Here is an 18,045-nt window from a genome sequence, read left to right as displayed (position 1 = left end):
TAAATGTCTTTGACAAGTTGAATAAGGCAATTTCTATTGAAAGTTAATAGAAATTGCCTTATTTATTATAGAACCGAATTCATAATGAATTCTGTCCTAATCTCATTAATTAGCATTATTAGCTAAGAAGGCGAAAATATTTTTCGCACTATCTGTGTTATCTTTATTACCTAAGAATTTGTCCTCACCTGGGCCGTAAGCATAAGTATTCACATCTTCTCCAGTATGACCGTAAGTTGTCCAACCAGTATGTGATTCATCGTTAATTGGTTTTTGAATTGCATCTTGTAACTTCGTCGTTGCTGCAGCAAGTTTTGGATCTTTTTCATTTTTCACTTTTGATTTAACTTCTTTAAGTTCTTTTGCTGCTTCTTTGACTTTGTCTAATTGATTATCTGGGAAGTTGATGCCATAGCCTTCTTTAATGACGGTTTCAGGATCTTTGCCATCAGCAATCTGCTTTGTCATATAGCTACCAGAATGTTTCATCTTACGTATTGCTTCCGGATTCCACACATAGTCTTTACCTTTTGCAATAGATAAACCACCAGTTGAATGATCTGCTGTAGCTACAACTAATGTATCTTTATGTGTGTTGGCATAGTTGATTGCATTTTGGAATGCTTTATCAAATCCGCTCATTTCAGACATCACACCAGTAATATCGTTAGGGTGACCAGATTTATCAATAGAGGCACCTTCAACCATTAAGAAGAACCCTTTATTATTTTTTTCAAGTTTAGATAATGCACTATTTTCCATATCAACTAATAATGGATTTTGTTGAGGTGCATCTATTTGTAGGGGCATATCTTTTTCAGCAAATAAGCCTAATACTTGATTGCTTTGAGAATGTGCTAAGTCTGTTTTATTTGTGACATAATCATAGCCATCATTTTGGAATTTTTTAGTTAAATTACCATTGTTTTTACCAAAGTATTTAGAACCACCGCCTAAGATGACATCTACTTTGTGTTGGCCATTAATTTTATCATTATAAAATTGTTGCGCAATCTCGTCTTTTTTATCTCGACTGTCAATGTGTGCAGCATAAACGGCTGGTGTCGCATCTGTAACTTCAGCTGTTGTCACTAAGCCTGTAGATTTGCCATTTTCTTTAGCTTGTTCTAGTACAGATTTAAGTGGTTTTTTGTTCGTGTCAACTGAAATGGCGCCATTGTAAGTTTTATGTCCAGTAGCGAAAGCTGTACCACCAGCGGCAGAGTCTGTAACATTTTCTTTTGGATCATCGGGATTTGTACGGTTAGTCCCTTTAAGATATTTATCAAAGGCAGTTTGATCTAACTCTTTTGTTTTTGGGTTATCTGCATAGTAACGGTAAGCTGTGTTATAAGCGGGTCCCATACCATCGCCGACCATAAAGATGACGTTTTTAGGGTTTTTCGTGTTACCCATCGCCATCATATCATTTTGGGGATTGGCTGGACCTTCACCACTTCCAGATGCTTCGGATAGTTGACTCGTACTTAAGAGTGCGGCAGCTGCTATTGTTGTAGCTAATGTAGCTTTTCCTATTTTATTAAATACTCGCATGCTTTGATTATCCTCCTAATTTATATGTAAAGGTGTACTACAAATTCAGTGTATGAAATTAACGTTGAGTTTATGTGGGTTTATCGTTAAGAAAATGTAAATTGTATAGGGGGATCATTGTTAGAAAAGGGGATGACATGCGTGTTATTTTTGATTAAAAGATGTAAAATGTGGGATGAAGAAAAATATATTTCTCACTAGGAGAGGGGTTAATCATTATGATTCTTGTTATGCTATCACCCATTTTAATCATATTATTTATTGTAATGGGTATTTTCGAAGAACGTAGACGTAATAAAAAGCGTAAGGAACAGCAAGATAAAGCTGTATCCAAATTCGAGCAAGGACCACCACCAAAAGATGGAGAATTTGCCTCTAGATATTATAAAAATGAAGAAACAACACAAACTGCTCACAATAAAGAAGAAAATCAACCAGAAGAAAGCACAAAAAATCAAGAAAAATAGCGGAGCTCTAATAGAAAGAGAATAAAAATTTACAATACCAGTTGAGTTCTTGCTTATAAAGGAGTGTTGTTATGAGGATTATGATTGTTGAGGATGATGTTGTGATTCGCGAGAGTTTGGCTGGTGAACTGATGAAGTGGAATTATGATGTGGTTGCTGTAGATACCTTTGATGATATTGTGTCTTGGTTCGTAAAGTATGAACCAGATTTAGTGTTGTTGGACATTAATTTACCTACATTGAATGGATTTCACTGGTGCCAAGAAATTCGCAAATCGTCAAATGTACCAATTATTTTTATTAGCTCACGCACGGATAATATGGATCAGATTATGGCGATACAAATGGGTGGAGATGACTTTATAGAAAAACCATTTAATCTGTCATTGACCATAACAAAGATTCAAGCTTTGCTTCGTCGAACTTATGATTTAACTGTGAATCATAATGAAACGACAGTTCGTGACTGTAAGTTGATTATTGATGAAGCAACGCTTTATTACAAAGAAGAATCGGTACATTTATCATTTACAGAGTTACAAATTATTAAAATGCTGTTTGATAATCAAGGTAAATATGTCAGTCGCACAACGTTAATTGAAAAATGCTGGGAGTCTGAACACTTTATTGATGACAATACGCTTGCGGTAAATATGACACGCTTACGCAAAAAACTTAATTCTATAGGGCTTGAAGATTTTATTGAAACAAAAAAGAATATAGGATATAAGGTTTAACGCCAATGACAACGTTCTTTGACACAATTAAGCGTGAACTGATCATCACCGCAATGGCATTAGTTGTTTTTTTAGTAATCTTTTTTGTCTTTAATTTGCCCTACTATGCCTACTTTTTAGGAAGTGGCATTATGTTATTTATCATGGTTATTTATTGGTTTATCGCATTGAGCGAGTTTAAAAAACAACAACGATTGACATCTCAACTTAAAGTGTTAGAACAAGAAGTTCAACAATTAAGAAGCAAGCAAACGCAATACCAAAATGACATCGAAAGCTATTTTCTTACTTGGGTACATCAAATTAAAACACCGATCACTGCCTCCAAACTATTACTCGAACGTAATGAAGACAATGTTGTTAACCGTGTCCGACAAGAAATAATTCAAATTGATAATTACACTAGTTTAGCTTTAAGCTATTTAAAATTAATGAATCATGAAACTGACATGAGCTTTACTAAAGTAACTGTCAATGAATTGGTTAAGCCATTAATAATGAAATATTCAATACAATTTATCGATCAACATACACGTATACATTATGATCGCTCAGATGAAGAAGTATTGACAGATGTGCAATGGGCTTCCATTATGATAGAGCAAATTTTGAATAATGCACTAAAATATGCTCGTGGTAAAGATATTTGGTTAACTTTTGATAAAGATATAAACGTACTGTCTATCAAAGATAATGGTGTGGGTATTAGTACTGCTGATTTACCGAAAATTTTTGATAAAGGTTATTCTGGTTATAATGGTCGTTTAAATGAGCAATCAACTGGTATTGGATTGTTTATAGTAAAACATATATCGAATCATATTCATCATCAAGTAGAAGTAGATTCTAAGCTAGGTCAAGGTACGACATTTAAGATTTATTTTCCTAAGGTAGATAAAATGAATGAACTATAGCACAGAATAATTCATATCTACACTTCTGTAAGTTCAGAGGTGTTTAATGATGCATTTAAAGTAAATGAAATTAGCAATTATGCAGGTATTTTAGGAGGATTCAAGTTGTTACTTGAGGTTAAAAATGTAAAGAAAATTTATGGCAAAGGTCTTCACAAAACGACTGCATTAAATGGTATGACCTTTAATGTTCAACAAGGAGAATTTGTAGCAATCATGGGTGAGTCAGGTTCTGGAAAAACGACGTTACTCAATGTGATTGCTACATTTGATAAAATTAACGAAGGTAGTATTAGAATTGATAATCGGCAACTCAATCATATTCGTCATAAAGAAGTTGCTCATTTTAGAAGAGAAACATTAGGTTTTGTGTTTCAAGATTTTAATATGCTGCCAACTATGTCAAATAAAGATAACATTATTATGCCGCTTGTCTTAGCCAATCGTTCACACAAAACGATTGATGCTCGGCTTGCGCCGTTAAGTCAACAATTAGGTATTGAGCATATATTAGATCAATTTCCTTATCAAAGTTCAGGTGGTGAACAGCAACGTGTCGGAATTGCTAGAGCATTAATAAATCAACCTAAGCTACTACTTGCTGATGAACCCACTGGCGCTTTGGATTCCAAAACATCTAAACAAATTATGAGGTTATTTCAAAAGATTAACCAACGTCAGCAAACCATACTGATGGTTACGCATTCTAATATTGATGCCTCATATGCCAATAGAGTACTTTTTATTAAAGATGGCCGTGTTTATCATGAAATATATCGGGGTGAAGAAACACAATCAGATTTTCAACGGCGTATTGCTGATAGCTTGGCGATGTTAAATGAAAGAGGTGAATGATTTGACGTTTAAGATGTTGGTCATGATGACGACTCGACAGTTTAAGGCACAACGTCATATGATTATTCCATATATGCTAGCACTTAGCGCAATGTTCGGTATGGAATTTATATTATTATCATTAGGATTTAATGACGATGTTCGACGTCATCATTCAGTCTTACCTTATTTTATTTATATAGGCAATGCTTTTATGTCAATATTCATCGTAATATTTGTACTTTATGCCAATCGATTTGTCATGCGCCATCGTCAACATGAATTTGCATTAAATATGATTCTAGGTATGGAAAAGAAACACATTCGTGTCTTATTGTTTATTGAAGCCATCTATCAGACATTTGTCATTGCACTACTAAGTATTATAGGTGGGTATCTCTTTGGTGCCATTTCATTTATGCTGTTGAATAAATTGATGAAACAGACGACTACACGTCTTATCATCTATCCATTTGATATAACGGCAATGTCGTATATGTTAGTGGTTTTAATAGGAACAATGATACTACTGTTCATTATTAATAATGTAAGATTAACGATGCAAAGCCCTATCGAATTAATACAAGCTCAGCATAAGAGAGAAAAGCCATTATCCAAATTTGTTACATTCATTTTGCTCTTGATTGGTCTTTTAACGTTAGGATTAAGCTACTATAGTGTACTCGAACCTAAAACATTATTAGGTTCTTTTAACCGAATATTCATTGCTATCATTTATTTGATTATTTCAATGTATTGCTTATTTTTGTCACTTATGCCATTAATCTTACAAGTCTTGCAACGATATAAACGACTGTATTATCAGCAAAAGTATTTCTTTACGTTGTCAGGCTTAGTAGTACGAATGCGCTCTAATGCAGTAAGTTTAGCGAGCATGACTTTATTATGTACTTTTTTATTAGCGACGTTATCGATGTGTGTAGCAGCATATCGAGGTGTAGAAGATCGCATAGATAGTTTGATGACAAATCAATATCGTGTCGATTTCCTTGGAGATATGTATCAAAGTGAAAAAATAAAAGATACTGTGACCCGCTTTGAACAAGATGTGAGGAAAAAGGCAAAGGTAGATCAATTTAAACCAATCGTTTCAAGTATGCAAGATGTGAAAGTCAATGAGGACACAATAGAATATAATCAGCAAAAAAATGTGTATAAAAATGGAATTTCACGCTTCACAATTGCTCAGTTATCTGATTTCAATCGATTTACAAAGCAACAGATAACACTTAAAGATAATGAGATTGCTATTGATGGTATGGGGCCTTTAATCAAGAAAAAGAAATTAACTATTGCAGGTCATACATATCAAGTTAAACACGTAAAATTAAATGGGTTCGGTATAAATAGAATTGCTGATGGTTATAATATTATTGTTAAAAATGAAAGACAATTCAATAGCATAGTCAACTTATTAGCTAAAAATAAACAATCTTATCACGCACCAGCAACCGAAGACGTAACCACTAGTATTGAGTTTAATTTGCTTACTGATAATAAATCACAATTTAATCAAATGATTCCTAAGTTAGAACATAAATACAAAAATGCAACGATTCAACGTAAAGATGAGTTTACCAACATATTCTATCAAGTCAACGGGGGATTAGTTTTTATTGGTATTGTTGTATCAATCATACTATTAATAGGTACATTTTTAATGATGTATTTTAAACAAATTGCCGAAGGTTATGAAGATCGCGAAGATTTTAGAACTATGCAGCAACTTGGTATTGAAGATAAACGTATTCAACAGACGATTCAACAACAAATGCGTTATATTTTTATTGTGCCGCTCATTGTTGGTACGTTTCATACATTAATTGCGTATAGATTAATCAAGCAACTAATGACCGGAATAGGTATTGAAGGTTGGGACCTCTTTGCCACAAGTTATGTTGCAGTTTTAGTTGTTTTTGTTGGAATTTATGGCATAATATATCGTATAACATCAAAAATATATTATAAAATGATTAAAATTTAAAGGAATACTTTAATAAAAAGATTAAGAAAGGATTTACTTTTATGGATCGAGTTGCTGAGACAACGTTAACCAGTATCGGTATAGTGCTACATATATTGTATATGCTAATGATATTACTAATCAAAGCTGTACTACCATTATTTTTGAGCAGCATTTTAATATTTTTACTTCCATTTTACTTATTATTATATAATAACTGGGATGGGTTTAATGACGGTGTCGAACACATAGCTAACTCTTTACTTGTTATGGGAATGATCATAACTATTTTATCGCTTATAGCTGTGTTTATTATTGCGAAAAAGCCTAAATTTGCAAGCGCCATTTTATTTTTTACGACGCTAATAGCATTATTTAATATGAACTGGATTTCCGGATTATTATGGCTGATTTCTGCGATAATGCTACTCTCAAGAAAGCCTAAAGATATCAAAAAACGGCAATATGCGTTGCAACAGGAGAAACAGCAAACGATAGATAGGTTGCAATAACCATTCATTATCACATCATATCTTTGACAAATATTGAGTGTAAAGCACCATTCTTAAAAGTAAAGTCAACTTTTAGGAGGTTAATAATGATTAAACGAACTGTAGAAACCGTTCTAACATGGTCTGGAATTATTTTGCATGCGGTATACTTTTTCATTTTATTACTTATGTCATTAATTTTTACAAATGATGATTTTAAAAAATTTATGATTATGAAAGAAATACAAAGACCAGATGAAAATGTAACCTTGTCTGAAGCGGTAATGTCTGTTAATGTTCTTTCAACACTTGTAACGATTCAAGCTATAATAAACATCGTTATATTAGTTTTAGCAATTATTGGAGTAATCTTTATTCATAGAAGAACAAATGTATCAGCGATATTACTTATTATTGCAGCAGCATTATGTTTGTTGAACGCGAGTTGGGTAGCGTTTGTCTTGTGGCTTATCGCAAGTATAATGTTATTTGCGAGAAAACCAAAAACGCAATATGACTACAGTTACAACAACATGTCTAATCTATCTCAGGAAGACGCAAACGATAATGAACATAGTCAGAGTTAAAATACTTGACAGTTAATAGATTTAGAAGCTAACAATCGTCAAAGTCAATCATCACAATATGATTGTAAGTATTCAATTGGTGTTATTTCTATACAAAATGAATCATATGAGGGTTTTATTTTCAAGATGGTATAGAGCGTCGTCAATAAGAGCAAAATAAAGTTAAATTATCATGTAATATAGTTATATTATAAATATTGAGCATATTTATTGTCATAAATAAGTGTAAAGTAAGGATTTCGTGGGTAAAGCAAAATAAAAGGAGGATTATTATGATTAAAAGAACAGGTGAAAAAGTTTTAACTTGGATTGGATTTATATTACATACGTTATACGTTATCTTTTTAGTTTTAATTCAAATGATGGTTAGTGATAGTGATTTTAAAGAACAATTGGCTAACGAACTACAAAAAAATCCAGATTCAAATGTTTCGAGAGACCAGACAATAGAAGCTGTTAATTCAGTAGCCACAAATTCTTCTGGCTGGATTATGATCGGAATTGTTATCTTAGGCTTAACTTTAGTTGCTGCGATTATGTTGAGCAAACATCCTACGATTTCTGCAATACTACTTATTATTGCTGTAGTATTAAGCGTATTTAATGTCAGCTGGGTAGCAGGAATTTTATGGTTAATTGCTGCGATTATGTTGCTTGTTAGAAGACCTAAAAATCAATATGCGTATAACAGTGGTACAACAACTGATATCCCACCAGAAGAGAATGAGCGATACAATAATTATAGTGAGAACCACAATGACGAATATCGTCATCAACAGCAAGATGTAAAAGTTGATAATCATGACCATCATCAATCACATTCTACTAACGATAAGGATCTATCAGATGATACGCGATTATCAAATGATGATCAGCATGATGATTTTGTGCGAGATGCTGCTGAGCGTCGTCAACAAGAAAAAAACGATGATCCATATAAATATTAAATGATAATAACCCTGATGCAGGATATATTCTTGCATCAGGGTTTCTTACGTTCTTTTTCTATTATATGGATAAAATATTAGGTATGGATAAATGAATTAATAATTAATGTCTAAATGTGACTTTAAAGTATGGCTTTGATATCTTTTACGATATAAGCCTCGTTGTTGTAATTCCGGGACAATATAAGTCACGAAATCGTTCAAACTATGCGGCAGAGATGGTGGCATTAAATTAAAACCGTCTGCTACGCCTTCATTAAACCAAAGCTCCATCTCATCTACAATTTCTTTCGGTGTACCGATTAATGTAAGATGTCCACCACCTGCATTGAGATAACCCAACAGTTCTCGAACAGTAGGTTGTTTATCTTTAATGATTTCAAGTACTGTTTCATAACGACCAGTTGGACCTTCAAAAGTCTCAATTGGAGGTAACTCTGGAACCGGACCATCTAAGTTCCAATCCTGACAATCTTGTTGAATGAAAAAGCTAAGTTGTTTTAACGCTGTTTTCACAGGAAGTTGTGCATCTAAACGTTTTTTCTTCGCTAAAGCTTCTTCCTTTGTTTGTCCTACATAAGTAACTAAACCAGGAAATACTTTCATATGACGTTGTGGTTCAGCCGTTTGTGATAATGCCTGCTTTAATCGCTCACGATACCTTTTGGCTTGAGTTAAATTCCATGATACTGCATACACAGCATCCGCATATCTTGCGGCAAGTGCGATGCCTTGTTTAGAAGCACCAGCTTGCATATTAACCGGTCGCCCCTGTGGACTCTGAGGTGTAGAGATTGGGCCTCTCACTTGAAAATAGTTACCATTAAATTCTATCGGTTTAATTTGAGACGCATTCATGAGAACACCACGCTCTTTATCGGCAACAATATCTGTTGCCTTCCAGTTTGTAAATAAGTGTTGCATGACTGCAGCAAATTCTTGTGCACGAGCGTAGCGAGCTTCATGATTAGGTAACTCTGTCATACTATGATTTTGTGCTTCTATATCAGTCATCGATGTTACTAAATTCCAACCAACCCGTCCACCTGTCATATGGTCAAGACTAAGCAATTGTCTGGCAACAGTATAAGGATCCGAAAATGTACTCGAAATAGTTGGGACCAGACCGACGTACTGAGTTACTTGTGATATGGCTGTTAAATTTATGAGTGGATCAAACCAAAAGGCAGGCATTGCGCTTGAGTCATTGGCATTAAAGGATTGATTGTCTGCGAAAAAGACAATATCTAAACAACCTCGTTCAGCAAGTTGTGCTAACTCTTGGTAGTATGAAACATCACCAAGCCGTTCAACTGCAGAATCAGGCATTTGCCAAGCTGCTTGATGATGACCGCAACCATAAACTAAGACGCCAATATGCATTTGACGTTGTTGCTGTTGATACATATATATACACTCCAATACAGCTACATTTATAACGATTATTGGGTTAGAAGTGTCCAACTCTTAAAATTAATAATGGCGTTCAAATGGACAATCAATTCATTGTTAAGCCACCATCTACAGTTATATTTTGTCCTGTAATTTGTTTAGCTTCATCTGAACATAGATAGACAACCATGTTGGCAACATCTTGCGGGCTTGTAACTTGATGTAACGGTGTTGTACTTGCAATTAAATCAAATACTTCCGGTGTCGTAACTGCACTGGCATCTGTTGTTTTAAGTAAGCCCCCTGAGACGACATTAGCAGTGATACCATATTGACCAAGTTCAGCAGCAATATTTCTAGTAAAACCGATAATACTCGCTTTTGCAGTTGTATATTCATGATAAGGAACAACTGGGTTTTGATATAAATTTGTACCGATATTTACTACAGAACCTTGTTTATGCTCAATAAATTGAGGTAGTACACTTTGAATAACATTAAAACTTGCTTTCAAGGTTCCATCTAGTTGTGCTTGATAATCATCCCAAGATAAATCTTTGAAGGATTTTTGTGCGTCAGGATCGAATTTAAAGTTAACTAATGCATTGTTAACAACAGCATCGATATGTCCAAAATGATCGATTGCACTAGCTACCATCGCATTCACTTGCTCACGATTACGAACATCTGCTTGTAATGCAATAGTTTGAGTTCCTAGCTCTTGCATTAACTGTTCGGCCGCTGTTTGACTTTGATTATAATTAATCACAACTTGAAATCCTTTAGCGACTAGAGTGCGTGCTATAACAGAACCAAGGCCACGACTAGCTCCAGTTACTAATACAGTTTTTGCCATTGTGAACCTCCTTATAAAGAATATTAAAGAAAAAATACGCAACCTTCACTAGGAAAGTTGCGCAACGTAAAACTATCATAAATAACGGACTCAAAATAAAAGAGGCCATTAGACATATTAATATTAGGTTCCACACACTTTCCTACGCTAGTATCAACTAGATCAGGTTCAAAGGGTTTAAGGCCACGCCTATTCTCAGTTATAAAAACACCCCTAGTGCATATATTTAACTTTAATTTCAATTTAAAACTTTTCATTCACATTGTCAAGATACATTAATTTAGTAATCACGTAAACATTTAAGGAAAGAAGAACAATATTAGTTTCAGCAAGTAGGATTTTATGACTAATTGTTGAGGCTTTTTAAGTTGTAACGAGAAAATAGAGGAATAATCTCTGCTTAGAATATAAAAAATTTATATTAGAAGATAAATAATGTAACTATAAACTTTCTATTAATATACATTTTGTACTTGAAAAGAATATTTAAGAGAAATTATGATTAAAAAACATTTGATATAATTAAAATGCGTAATATTAAATAGTGATAAATCTGTTATAATTCATATATCATTGTATTATTACTCTAATTATATAGATTAAAATGTATTATTATAATTATTTTGTACTATATATCAAAATTCTCATATACATCTAGGAAATAAAATAGAGTTTGATATGCAATGACAACTATTTTAACCAACTATAGGAGGTCAGTGAATGACTAACAGAAAGAGAAACTCGTCACAACGCATGGATTTTATCCCAAACAAACTAAACAAATATTCAATCAGAAAATTTACAGTAGGTACAGCTTCAATATTAGTAGGTGCCACACTTTTCTTAGGGCATCATGAAGCTGAAGCAGCTGAAAAACAACAATCCATATCTCAAAACCATAGCGATGAACAAGAAAGTTCTCAAGCTGATACAACAGTAACCACAGAACAAACAACAAATAATAATGTTTCTTCTCAAACTAACGCCACGTCACCAAGCACTCAAGATAAAACAACGATAGATCACACTGAAAATCCATCTTCAACAAACCAGCAGATAACAGAAAATCAATCACTGCATGCAAAAGATTTACAAACATCAAATCAAAACAATGTCTCGCATAAAGATACTGCAAACAAATCAACAGAAAAAGAAGCTAGACAACATCAAAATCATAAATCGACAATTCAACAACAAGAAAGTTCAGAAAAGTTAGCAACAGCTGCTCAAAATGCATCAGCTACAAACCAAGCTGTATCCATCAATACGAATGAGACACATGTACAATATGCTGATAAAAAATTGAGCCAAATTGGCGTGAACCATCAAACGAAAGAACAAGTTAAAGCTTCACTAGTTACTAAGAAAGCTTTTAAGCCACGTTCTAAACGAGATTTAGATAATACAATTGTGGCAGAAGCCTTAAAAGCAGACATTACAAACCCTGACTATGGTGTTAGAACCCCTGCAACTCCTGTAACTGCAGCTGCTTCAACATCTCCAACAACGCGTGCATTGAGTAGTAATTATAGAGTAAGAGCATTAGCGGCAGCTACACCAACAGGTAAAGATGTGAGTGACAAAATTAAATTTTCAAATATAGATATAGCAGTGGAAGGTAGAACTGCACATACAAATGCTAGTGGTCAACGTGAATTATGGGTGACTTCTGGAGATATTTTATCTTTAAAAGCAGATTATACCGTTGACAATAGCGTTAAAAGTGGAGATACATTTACGATAGGCTATGGACAATATATTAGACCTGGAGGATTTTCGTTACCATCATCGGACACAGAATTAAGAGATGCAAATGGTGCAATTATAGCTAAAGGTAAATATGATAGTAACACGAATAAAACAACCTACACGTTTACAAATTACGTTGACCAATATGATAATATTCAGGGATCTTTTAAAATAGCTGCAACTGCTAAACGAGAGAATGCCATCAATGATAAAGGATCATATAATATGGACGTAAAAATTGGAAATGTTTCTTTCAATAAAAATATTATTGTTGATTATGGTGATAATAAGAATAACCCTTTAAATGCATCAACGCTTTACAGAGATCCAAAAACAAACCAACAGTATCGAATCATTTATATTAATGAGCCAGGCAAAACATATAAAAATGTGAAATATCATAGTACAACAATGAATGGAAAACTCATAGATGGCACAGATGCAATAAAAGTTTATAAAGTGAATGATCCTTCAGCAATGGTCAACAGTTTCGCACCCGATTTAACTTCAAGTAAAGTAACAGATGTTACATCATCAAAAACAATTACATATGATAATAATCGCTCAACTGTAAATGTTTCTTTAGGAAATTTAGACGGTAAAACACGTTATATTATTGCTGAAAAAGTAGAACCTACAACTGACAATGGTAACTTAAGTTCAACGTTTTCAATAACTAACGATGATAAAAATAATCCAACAATTTGGGCAGCAAGTACTACACAAGGTTCTGCTGGAGACAATTCAACTGGTAGTGGTCAACAAACAGGTAAATATTCACTTGGCGACACTGTCTGGAATGACAAAAATCGAAATGGCATTCAAGATATAGGAGAAGAAGGCATACCTAACGTTTATGTTACTTTAAAAGATGCTAACGGAAATGAAATTGACAGAGTGACAACGGATGAGAACGGCAACTATAAGTTTAAAAATTTAAAAAATGGAGAGTACACTTTAGAATATTCAACTCCTAATGGAGGATATTCGTTAACCAAAGCAGATCAAAGTAACAATGATGCAGTCGACTCAGATGCACAATTAGTCAATGGAAAATATGTTGCTAAAGCTACAATTCAAGATGATGACAACATGACAGTTGATGCCGGATTTTATAAATCTGTTTATAACATCGGAGACTTCGTTTGGAATGATACGAATAAAAACGGCATTCAAGATGACGGAGAAAAAGGACTTGCCGGCGTAACTGTATTATTGAAAGATGAACAGGGACGTACAATTGCAACTACTGTAACCGACAAAAATGGCAAATATGGCTTTTACGAATTAGAATCTGGTAACTATACAGTTCAATTTATTACACCTGATGGTTATACATTATCACCATCAAAAGTAGGTACAGATGTAACTAAAGATTCTAATGGCGATGAAGTACCAATTCAATTAACTGAAAATGATTATTCTAATGATTTAGGTTTATACAAGCCGGATGCACCTAAATTAGATGACTATGAAATTACAGTAGAAGATAAAAGTTATGAAAATACTGTTCGTGTTAACACTAAGTTACCTAAGAATACAATCCAACTTGCACAACAAGGTAAAGATGGTCGTGATCGTGTATATTATAAACAATTAGGCTATCATCCAGATTTGACTGGGAAAGATGCTTCAAAATTACTGCAAATAGACGGCTATTATTTTGAAGAAGTACGCCGAGATCATATATACCAGTCACAAGATGCTATTTTTGAATATAACTTGGATAATAACACAGGTGTTAAAAATATAACGTATAATCCAACAACAAATACGTATACTGTGACATATCAAGATGGTTCAACAAAGGAACTACCAGGTCAACAGCCTAAAGGATTAACAATAAATAATAGTTATATTAATCAAAATGGAGATACTATTGTGGAATTTAGTGATGGTACAACTATTACGATTCCTAAAGGTAAAGATGGTGTCGATGGTAAAAAAGGTGAAGATGGTAAAACACCTAAAATTGAGCAAACACCAATTACCGATAGCTCAGGCAAACAAATTGGGGTTACAATCACTGTTAAAGATGGTGATGGTAAAGTAATAAATACGCAAAAAGTACTTAATGGTCAAGATGGAGCAAAAGGAAATCCAGGTGAAAAAGGCGAAAAAGGAGACCCAGGAACGAAGGGTGACAAGGGCGAAAAAGGAGATACAGGCGCTGCAGGTCGAGATGGTCAGAATGGTCAAGATGGTAAGTCAGTCATTGCAAATACAGAACGTGGTACAAAAGATGGTCAAGAAGGCGCATATATTAGAATCTATGAGGTCAATCCAGATGGTAGTCGCGGCACAATGATTTCTGAAACATTCATCAAAGATGGTGTGAAAGGCCAAGATGGTAAAGATGGACGTTCACCATCAATCCAACAAACGCCTATAAAAGATGAAAAGGGTAAGATTATCGGAACGACGATTACTATTCTAAGTCCAGATGGTCAAGAAGTTTCACATCAAGATATTTTAAATGGTAAAGATGGTCAAAATGGAACATCTGTGACAACCATTACAGAACGTGGTAGACAAAATGATCAAACAGGCGCATATGTTAGAACATATGAAAGAAATCCAGACGGTAGTCGTGGCAAGCTCATCAGTGAAACCTTTATCTCAGATGGTCAGAATGGTAAGGATGGACAAAATGGCATGAATGGAAAATCTATAACAGCGGAAACACGTCCTGGTACAGATGCTGATGGAAACACTGGTGCATGGATTCGCGTTTATGAGTTGAATCCTGATGGCACTAAAGGCCAACTTATCAGTGAGACGTTTATTAAAAATGGCGCAAAAGGTGAAAAAGGCGAAGACGGTAAGACACCAAAAATCGAACAAACTCCAATACGTGACAGTTCTGGTAACCAAATTGGTGTAACAATCACGGTAACAGATGGTGATGGGAACGTCGTTAGTAAAGAGAATATTTTAAATGGCAAAGACGGTGCAAAAGGTGAAAATGGTAAGACGCCATCTGTAGAACAACAAGCCATTCAAGATAAAGATGGAAAGCAAATCGGAGTCACAATTATTATCAAAGATGGAGACGGTAAAGAAATCAGTCGTCAAAACATTCTAAATGGCCAAGATGGTAAAAATGGTACTCCTGGTAAGGATGGTCAAACACCAACAGTTGAAACAATGCCAGCATTAGATAAAGATGGAAAGCAAATCGGTGTAACTATTATTACACGCGATGGTGATGGTAAAGAAATTGGGCGTCAAACAGTGACGAATGGCCAAGATGGTAAATCTATTACTGCAGTAACGGCACGTGGAGAACAAAATAATCAGACAGGTTCATGGATACGTGTGTATGAAGTAAATCCAGATGGCACACGTGGTAAGTTAATTAGCGAAACGTTCGTTGCTGATGGTCAAAAAGGTGCTGACGGTAAAAACGGTGTTGATGGCAAAGACGGTAAAACACCAACAATCGAGCAACAGCCTATTCGTGATAAAGACGGAAAACAAATCGGTGTAACTATCATTATCAAAGATGGAGACGGTAAAGAGATTAGTCGTCAAAAAATTCTAAATGGTCAAGATGGTCAAAAAGGTGCTAATGGTCAAGACGGTAAATCTGTAACTGCAATTACAGAACGTGGTACTCAAGATGGCCATAAAGGTTCATACATTAGAATTTATGAAATGAACCTAGATGGTACACGTGGTAAATTGATTAGTGAAACATTTATCGCTGATGGCGAAAAAGGTCGAGATGGTGTTGATGGTCAAGATGGTAAGTCAGTAACTGCCGAAACTACACGTGGAGATAAAGATGGTCAAACTGGAGCGTACGTCCGAATTTATCAAACCAATCCAGATGGTACACGTGGCAAATTAATCAGTGAAACCTTTATTGCTGATGGCCAAAAAGGTAAAAATGGCCAAGATGGTAAGACCCCAACAATTGAGCAACTTCCGATTTTGGATAAAAACGGAAAACAAGTTGGTGTGACAGTAATTGTCAAAGATGGAAATGGCAAAGAAATCAGTCGTCAAGATATCTATAATGGACGTGATGGCCAAGACGGTAAAGATGGCAAAACACCATCTATTGAACAACAGCCAATTTTAGATAAAAATGGTAAACAAATCGGTACTACTGTGATCATTAAAGATGGTGATGGTAAAGAAGTGAGTCGTCAAGATATTCACAATGGTCAAGACGGTAAGACCCCAACGATAGAGCAGGTACCTTCTTTAGACAAAGAAGGCAATCAAAACGGTATCATTGTGATCATTAAAGATGGTGATGGCAAAGAAATCAGTCGTCAAACGATTTTAAATGGTCAAGATGGACGTGATGGCAGAGACGGTAAGGCTCCACATGTGGAGCAGCAACCAATTTTAAATAAAGATGGAAAACAAATTGGTATTACTGTGATTATTAAAGATGGCGATGGTAAAGAAATCAGTCGTCAAAATATTTATAACGGTGAAAAAGGTAAAGATGGCAAGGACGGTAAAGATGGTGTAGATGGTAAATCAATTACTGCCATAACAGAACGTGGTACAAAAGATGGTAAATCTGGTTCTTACATCTATATCTATGAAATGAATTCAGACGGTAGCCGTGGCAAATTAATTAGTCAAACCTTTATTGAAGATGGCCAAGACGGTAAAACACCAAGCATTGAACAACAACCAGTTAAAGATGAAAAAGGAAATCAAGTTGGTGTTGTTATCATTGTTAAAGACGGTGATGGTAAAGAAATCAGTCGCCAAGTTATTGTAAATGGCAAAGACGGCCAAGATGGTAAAACACCAAGCATTGAACAACAGCCAATTAAAGACGAAAATGGTAAGCAAATTGGCATCACGATTATTGTTAAAGATGGTAATGGCAAAGAAGTAAGTCGTCAAAACATATACAATACATCTAATATCACAAATATTTATGTTAACGTTGAAGGCAACATTGTCTTTGTCTTCAAAGATGGAACAACTTGTATTTGTAAATGTGAGCCAAACAAACCGAATGAGCCAGGCAAGCCAAGCGAACCAGGCAAACCAAGTGAGCCAAACAAACCGAGTGAACCAGGCAAACCGAGTGAACCAGGCAAACCAAATGAGCCAAACAAGCCAAGTGAGCCAAGCAAGCCAAGCGAGCCAAACAAACCGAGCGAACCAGGCAAGCCAAGCGAACCAAACAAACCAAGTGAACCAAGCAAACCGAACAAATCAGTTCATACTAGTACAATGAAACATGTGAACTATAAAACAACGAGTCATTTACAGCAAGTTCATGATACGACACAATCAAACAATGATAAAAAACAGCAAGAATTGCCAGCAACAGGTGCTGTTGATGACAATGGTTATCAAGCTCCATTCTTTGGATCATTATTTGCAATTTCAGGAACAATATTGTTCTTAGCAAGACGTCGTAAACATCATCATCAATAACAATCATTAAATAGCGTTAATTATATGAGATTCGTTATAGTATAGTAGTTTCTGAAGTGATCAAACAGGTATGGGAAACTAAAGGTTGAAAATCTTTTATCCCATGCCTGTTTTT

At 34.7% G+C, this 18,045-nt stretch carries 11 protein-coding genes, 1 pseudogene and 1 riboswitch; of the genes and pseudogenes, 9 read left to right on the top strand and 3 right to left on the bottom strand.

The features are described from left to right. Nucleotides 1-105: 105 nt before the first annotated feature. The gene (locus HMPREF2864_RS10310; protein WP_002478511.1) at nt 106-1,554 is read right to left on the bottom strand and encodes an alkaline phosphatase; all 1,449 of its coding nucleotides are present in this window, start codon (nt 1,552-1,554) and stop codon (nt 106-108) included. 218 nt (nt 1,555-1,772) lie between these two features. Between HMPREF2864_RS10310 and HMPREF2864_RS12355 the strand changes: the two are divergent. The 8 genes and pseudogenes from HMPREF2864_RS12355 to HMPREF2864_RS10270 form a co-directional block, all read left to right on the top strand. Next, nucleotides 1,773-1,880, top strand: a pseudogene (locus tag HMPREF2864_RS12355) (hypothetical protein); the annotation flags it as partial. 212 nt (nt 1,881-2,092) lie between these two features. Next, complete coding sequence (locus tag HMPREF2864_RS10300) at nt 2,093-2,758, top strand: response regulator transcription factor (RefSeq protein WP_070545632.1); 666 nt, start codon at nt 2,093-2,095, stop codon at nt 2,756-2,758. A 5-nt stretch (nt 2,759-2,763) separates the two neighbouring features. Further along, entirely contained in the window at nt 2,764-3,672 is a 909-nt protein-coding gene (locus HMPREF2864_RS10295; protein WP_037545648.1) for a sensor histidine kinase, read from the top strand. 105 nt (nt 3,673-3,777) lie between these two features. Further along, nucleotides 3,778-4,527 carry an ABC transporter ATP-binding protein gene (locus tag HMPREF2864_RS10290; protein ID WP_002478514.1) on the top strand — a complete coding sequence of 250 codons (750 nt, stop codon included), beginning with the start codon at nt 3,778-3,780 and terminating at the stop codon, nt 4,525-4,527. Between the two features lie 22 nt (nt 4,528-4,549). Beyond that, on the top strand, nt 4,550-6,511 hold the full coding sequence (locus HMPREF2864_RS10285) for an FtsX-like permease family protein (protein ID WP_237449015.1): 1,962 nt from the start codon (nt 4,550-4,552) through the stop codon (nt 6,509-6,511). 41 nt (nt 6,512-6,552) lie between these two features. Beyond that, a complete protein-coding gene (locus HMPREF2864_RS10280; protein WP_002460612.1) occupies nt 6,553-7,002 on the top strand; it encodes a membrane protein in 450 nt (149 codons plus the stop codon). Between the two features lie 86 nt (nt 7,003-7,088). Further along, on the top strand, nt 7,089-7,568 hold the full coding sequence (locus HMPREF2864_RS10275; protein ID WP_070545626.1) for a DUF4064 domain-containing protein: 480 nt from the start codon (nt 7,089-7,091) through the stop codon (nt 7,566-7,568). 272 nt (nt 7,569-7,840) lie between these two features. Next, a complete protein-coding gene (locus tag HMPREF2864_RS10270) occupies nt 7,841-8,515 on the top strand; it encodes a DUF4064 domain-containing protein (RefSeq protein WP_070545623.1) in 675 nt (224 codons plus the stop codon). A 96-nt stretch (nt 8,516-8,611) separates the two neighbouring features. Here HMPREF2864_RS10270 and HMPREF2864_RS10265 read toward each other — a convergent pair whose 3' ends face one another. Next, nucleotides 8,612-9,922, bottom strand: coding sequence for an LLM class flavin-dependent oxidoreductase (locus HMPREF2864_RS10265; protein WP_070545620.1), 1,311 nt, complete (start codon nt 9,920-9,922; stop codon nt 8,612-8,614). Between the two features lie 91 nt (nt 9,923-10,013). Further along, nucleotides 10,014-10,763, bottom strand: a complete 750-nt coding sequence (locus HMPREF2864_RS10260; protein WP_002460605.1) for a 3-oxoacyl-ACP reductase — start codon at nt 10,761-10,763, stop codon at nt 10,014-10,016. Between the two features lie 122 nt (nt 10,764-10,885). Further along, a riboswitch (TPP riboswitch) is annotated at nt 10,886-10,988 on the bottom strand. A gap of 495 nt (nt 10,989-11,483) precedes the next feature. Here HMPREF2864_RS10260 and HMPREF2864_RS10255 point away from each other — a divergent pair. Beyond that, nucleotides 11,484-17,930 (top strand): SdrD B-like domain-containing protein, encoded by a 6,447-nt coding sequence (locus HMPREF2864_RS10255; protein ID WP_070572216.1) that lies wholly within the window; start codon nt 11,484-11,486, stop codon nt 17,928-17,930. Nucleotides 17,931-18,045: the final 115 nt, after the last annotated feature.

This window comes from Staphylococcus sp. HMSC059F04, assembly GCF_001812565.1.
GTDB classification, from domain to species: domain Bacteria; phylum Bacillota; class Bacilli; order Staphylococcales; family Staphylococcaceae; genus Staphylococcus; species Staphylococcus lugdunensis.
The sequence above is the reverse complement of the archived record's forward strand: the minus strand, read 5'-3'. Positions and strand labels throughout refer to the sequence as shown.

Bases quoted from the DNA above. Each gene is read 5' to 3' on its own strand.
- HMPREF2864_RS10310 (WP_002478511.1), bottom strand. From the start codon at position 1,554: ATGCGAGTATTTAATAAAATAGGAAAAGCTACATTAGCTACAACAATA.
- HMPREF2864_RS10300 (WP_070545632.1), top strand. From the start codon at position 2,093: ATGAGGATTATGATTGTTGAGGATGATGTTGTGATTCGCGAGAGTTTG.
- HMPREF2864_RS10295 (WP_037545648.1), top strand. From the start codon at position 2,764: ATGACAACGTTCTTTGACACAATTAAGCGTGAACTGATCATCACCGCA.
- HMPREF2864_RS10285 (WP_237449015.1), top strand. From the start codon at position 4,550: ATGATGACGACTCGACAGTTTAAGGCACAACGTCATATGATTATTCCA.
- HMPREF2864_RS10280 (WP_002460612.1), top strand. From the start codon at position 6,553: ATGGATCGAGTTGCTGAGACAACGTTAACCAGTATCGGTATAGTGCTA.
- HMPREF2864_RS10275 (WP_070545626.1), top strand. From the start codon at position 7,089: ATGATTAAACGAACTGTAGAAACCGTTCTAACATGGTCTGGAATTATT.
- HMPREF2864_RS10270 (WP_070545623.1), top strand. From the start codon at position 7,841: ATGATTAAAAGAACAGGTGAAAAAGTTTTAACTTGGATTGGATTTATA.
- HMPREF2864_RS10265 (WP_070545620.1), bottom strand. From the start codon at position 9,922: ATGTATCAACAGCAACAACGTCAAATGCATATTGGCGTCTTAGTTTAT.
- HMPREF2864_RS10260 (WP_002460605.1), bottom strand. From the start codon at position 10,763: ATGGCAAAAACTGTATTAGTAACTGGAGCTAGTCGTGGCCTTGGTTCT.
- HMPREF2864_RS10255 (WP_070572216.1), top strand. From the start codon at position 11,484: ATGACTAACAGAAAGAGAAACTCGTCACAACGCATGGATTTTATCCCA.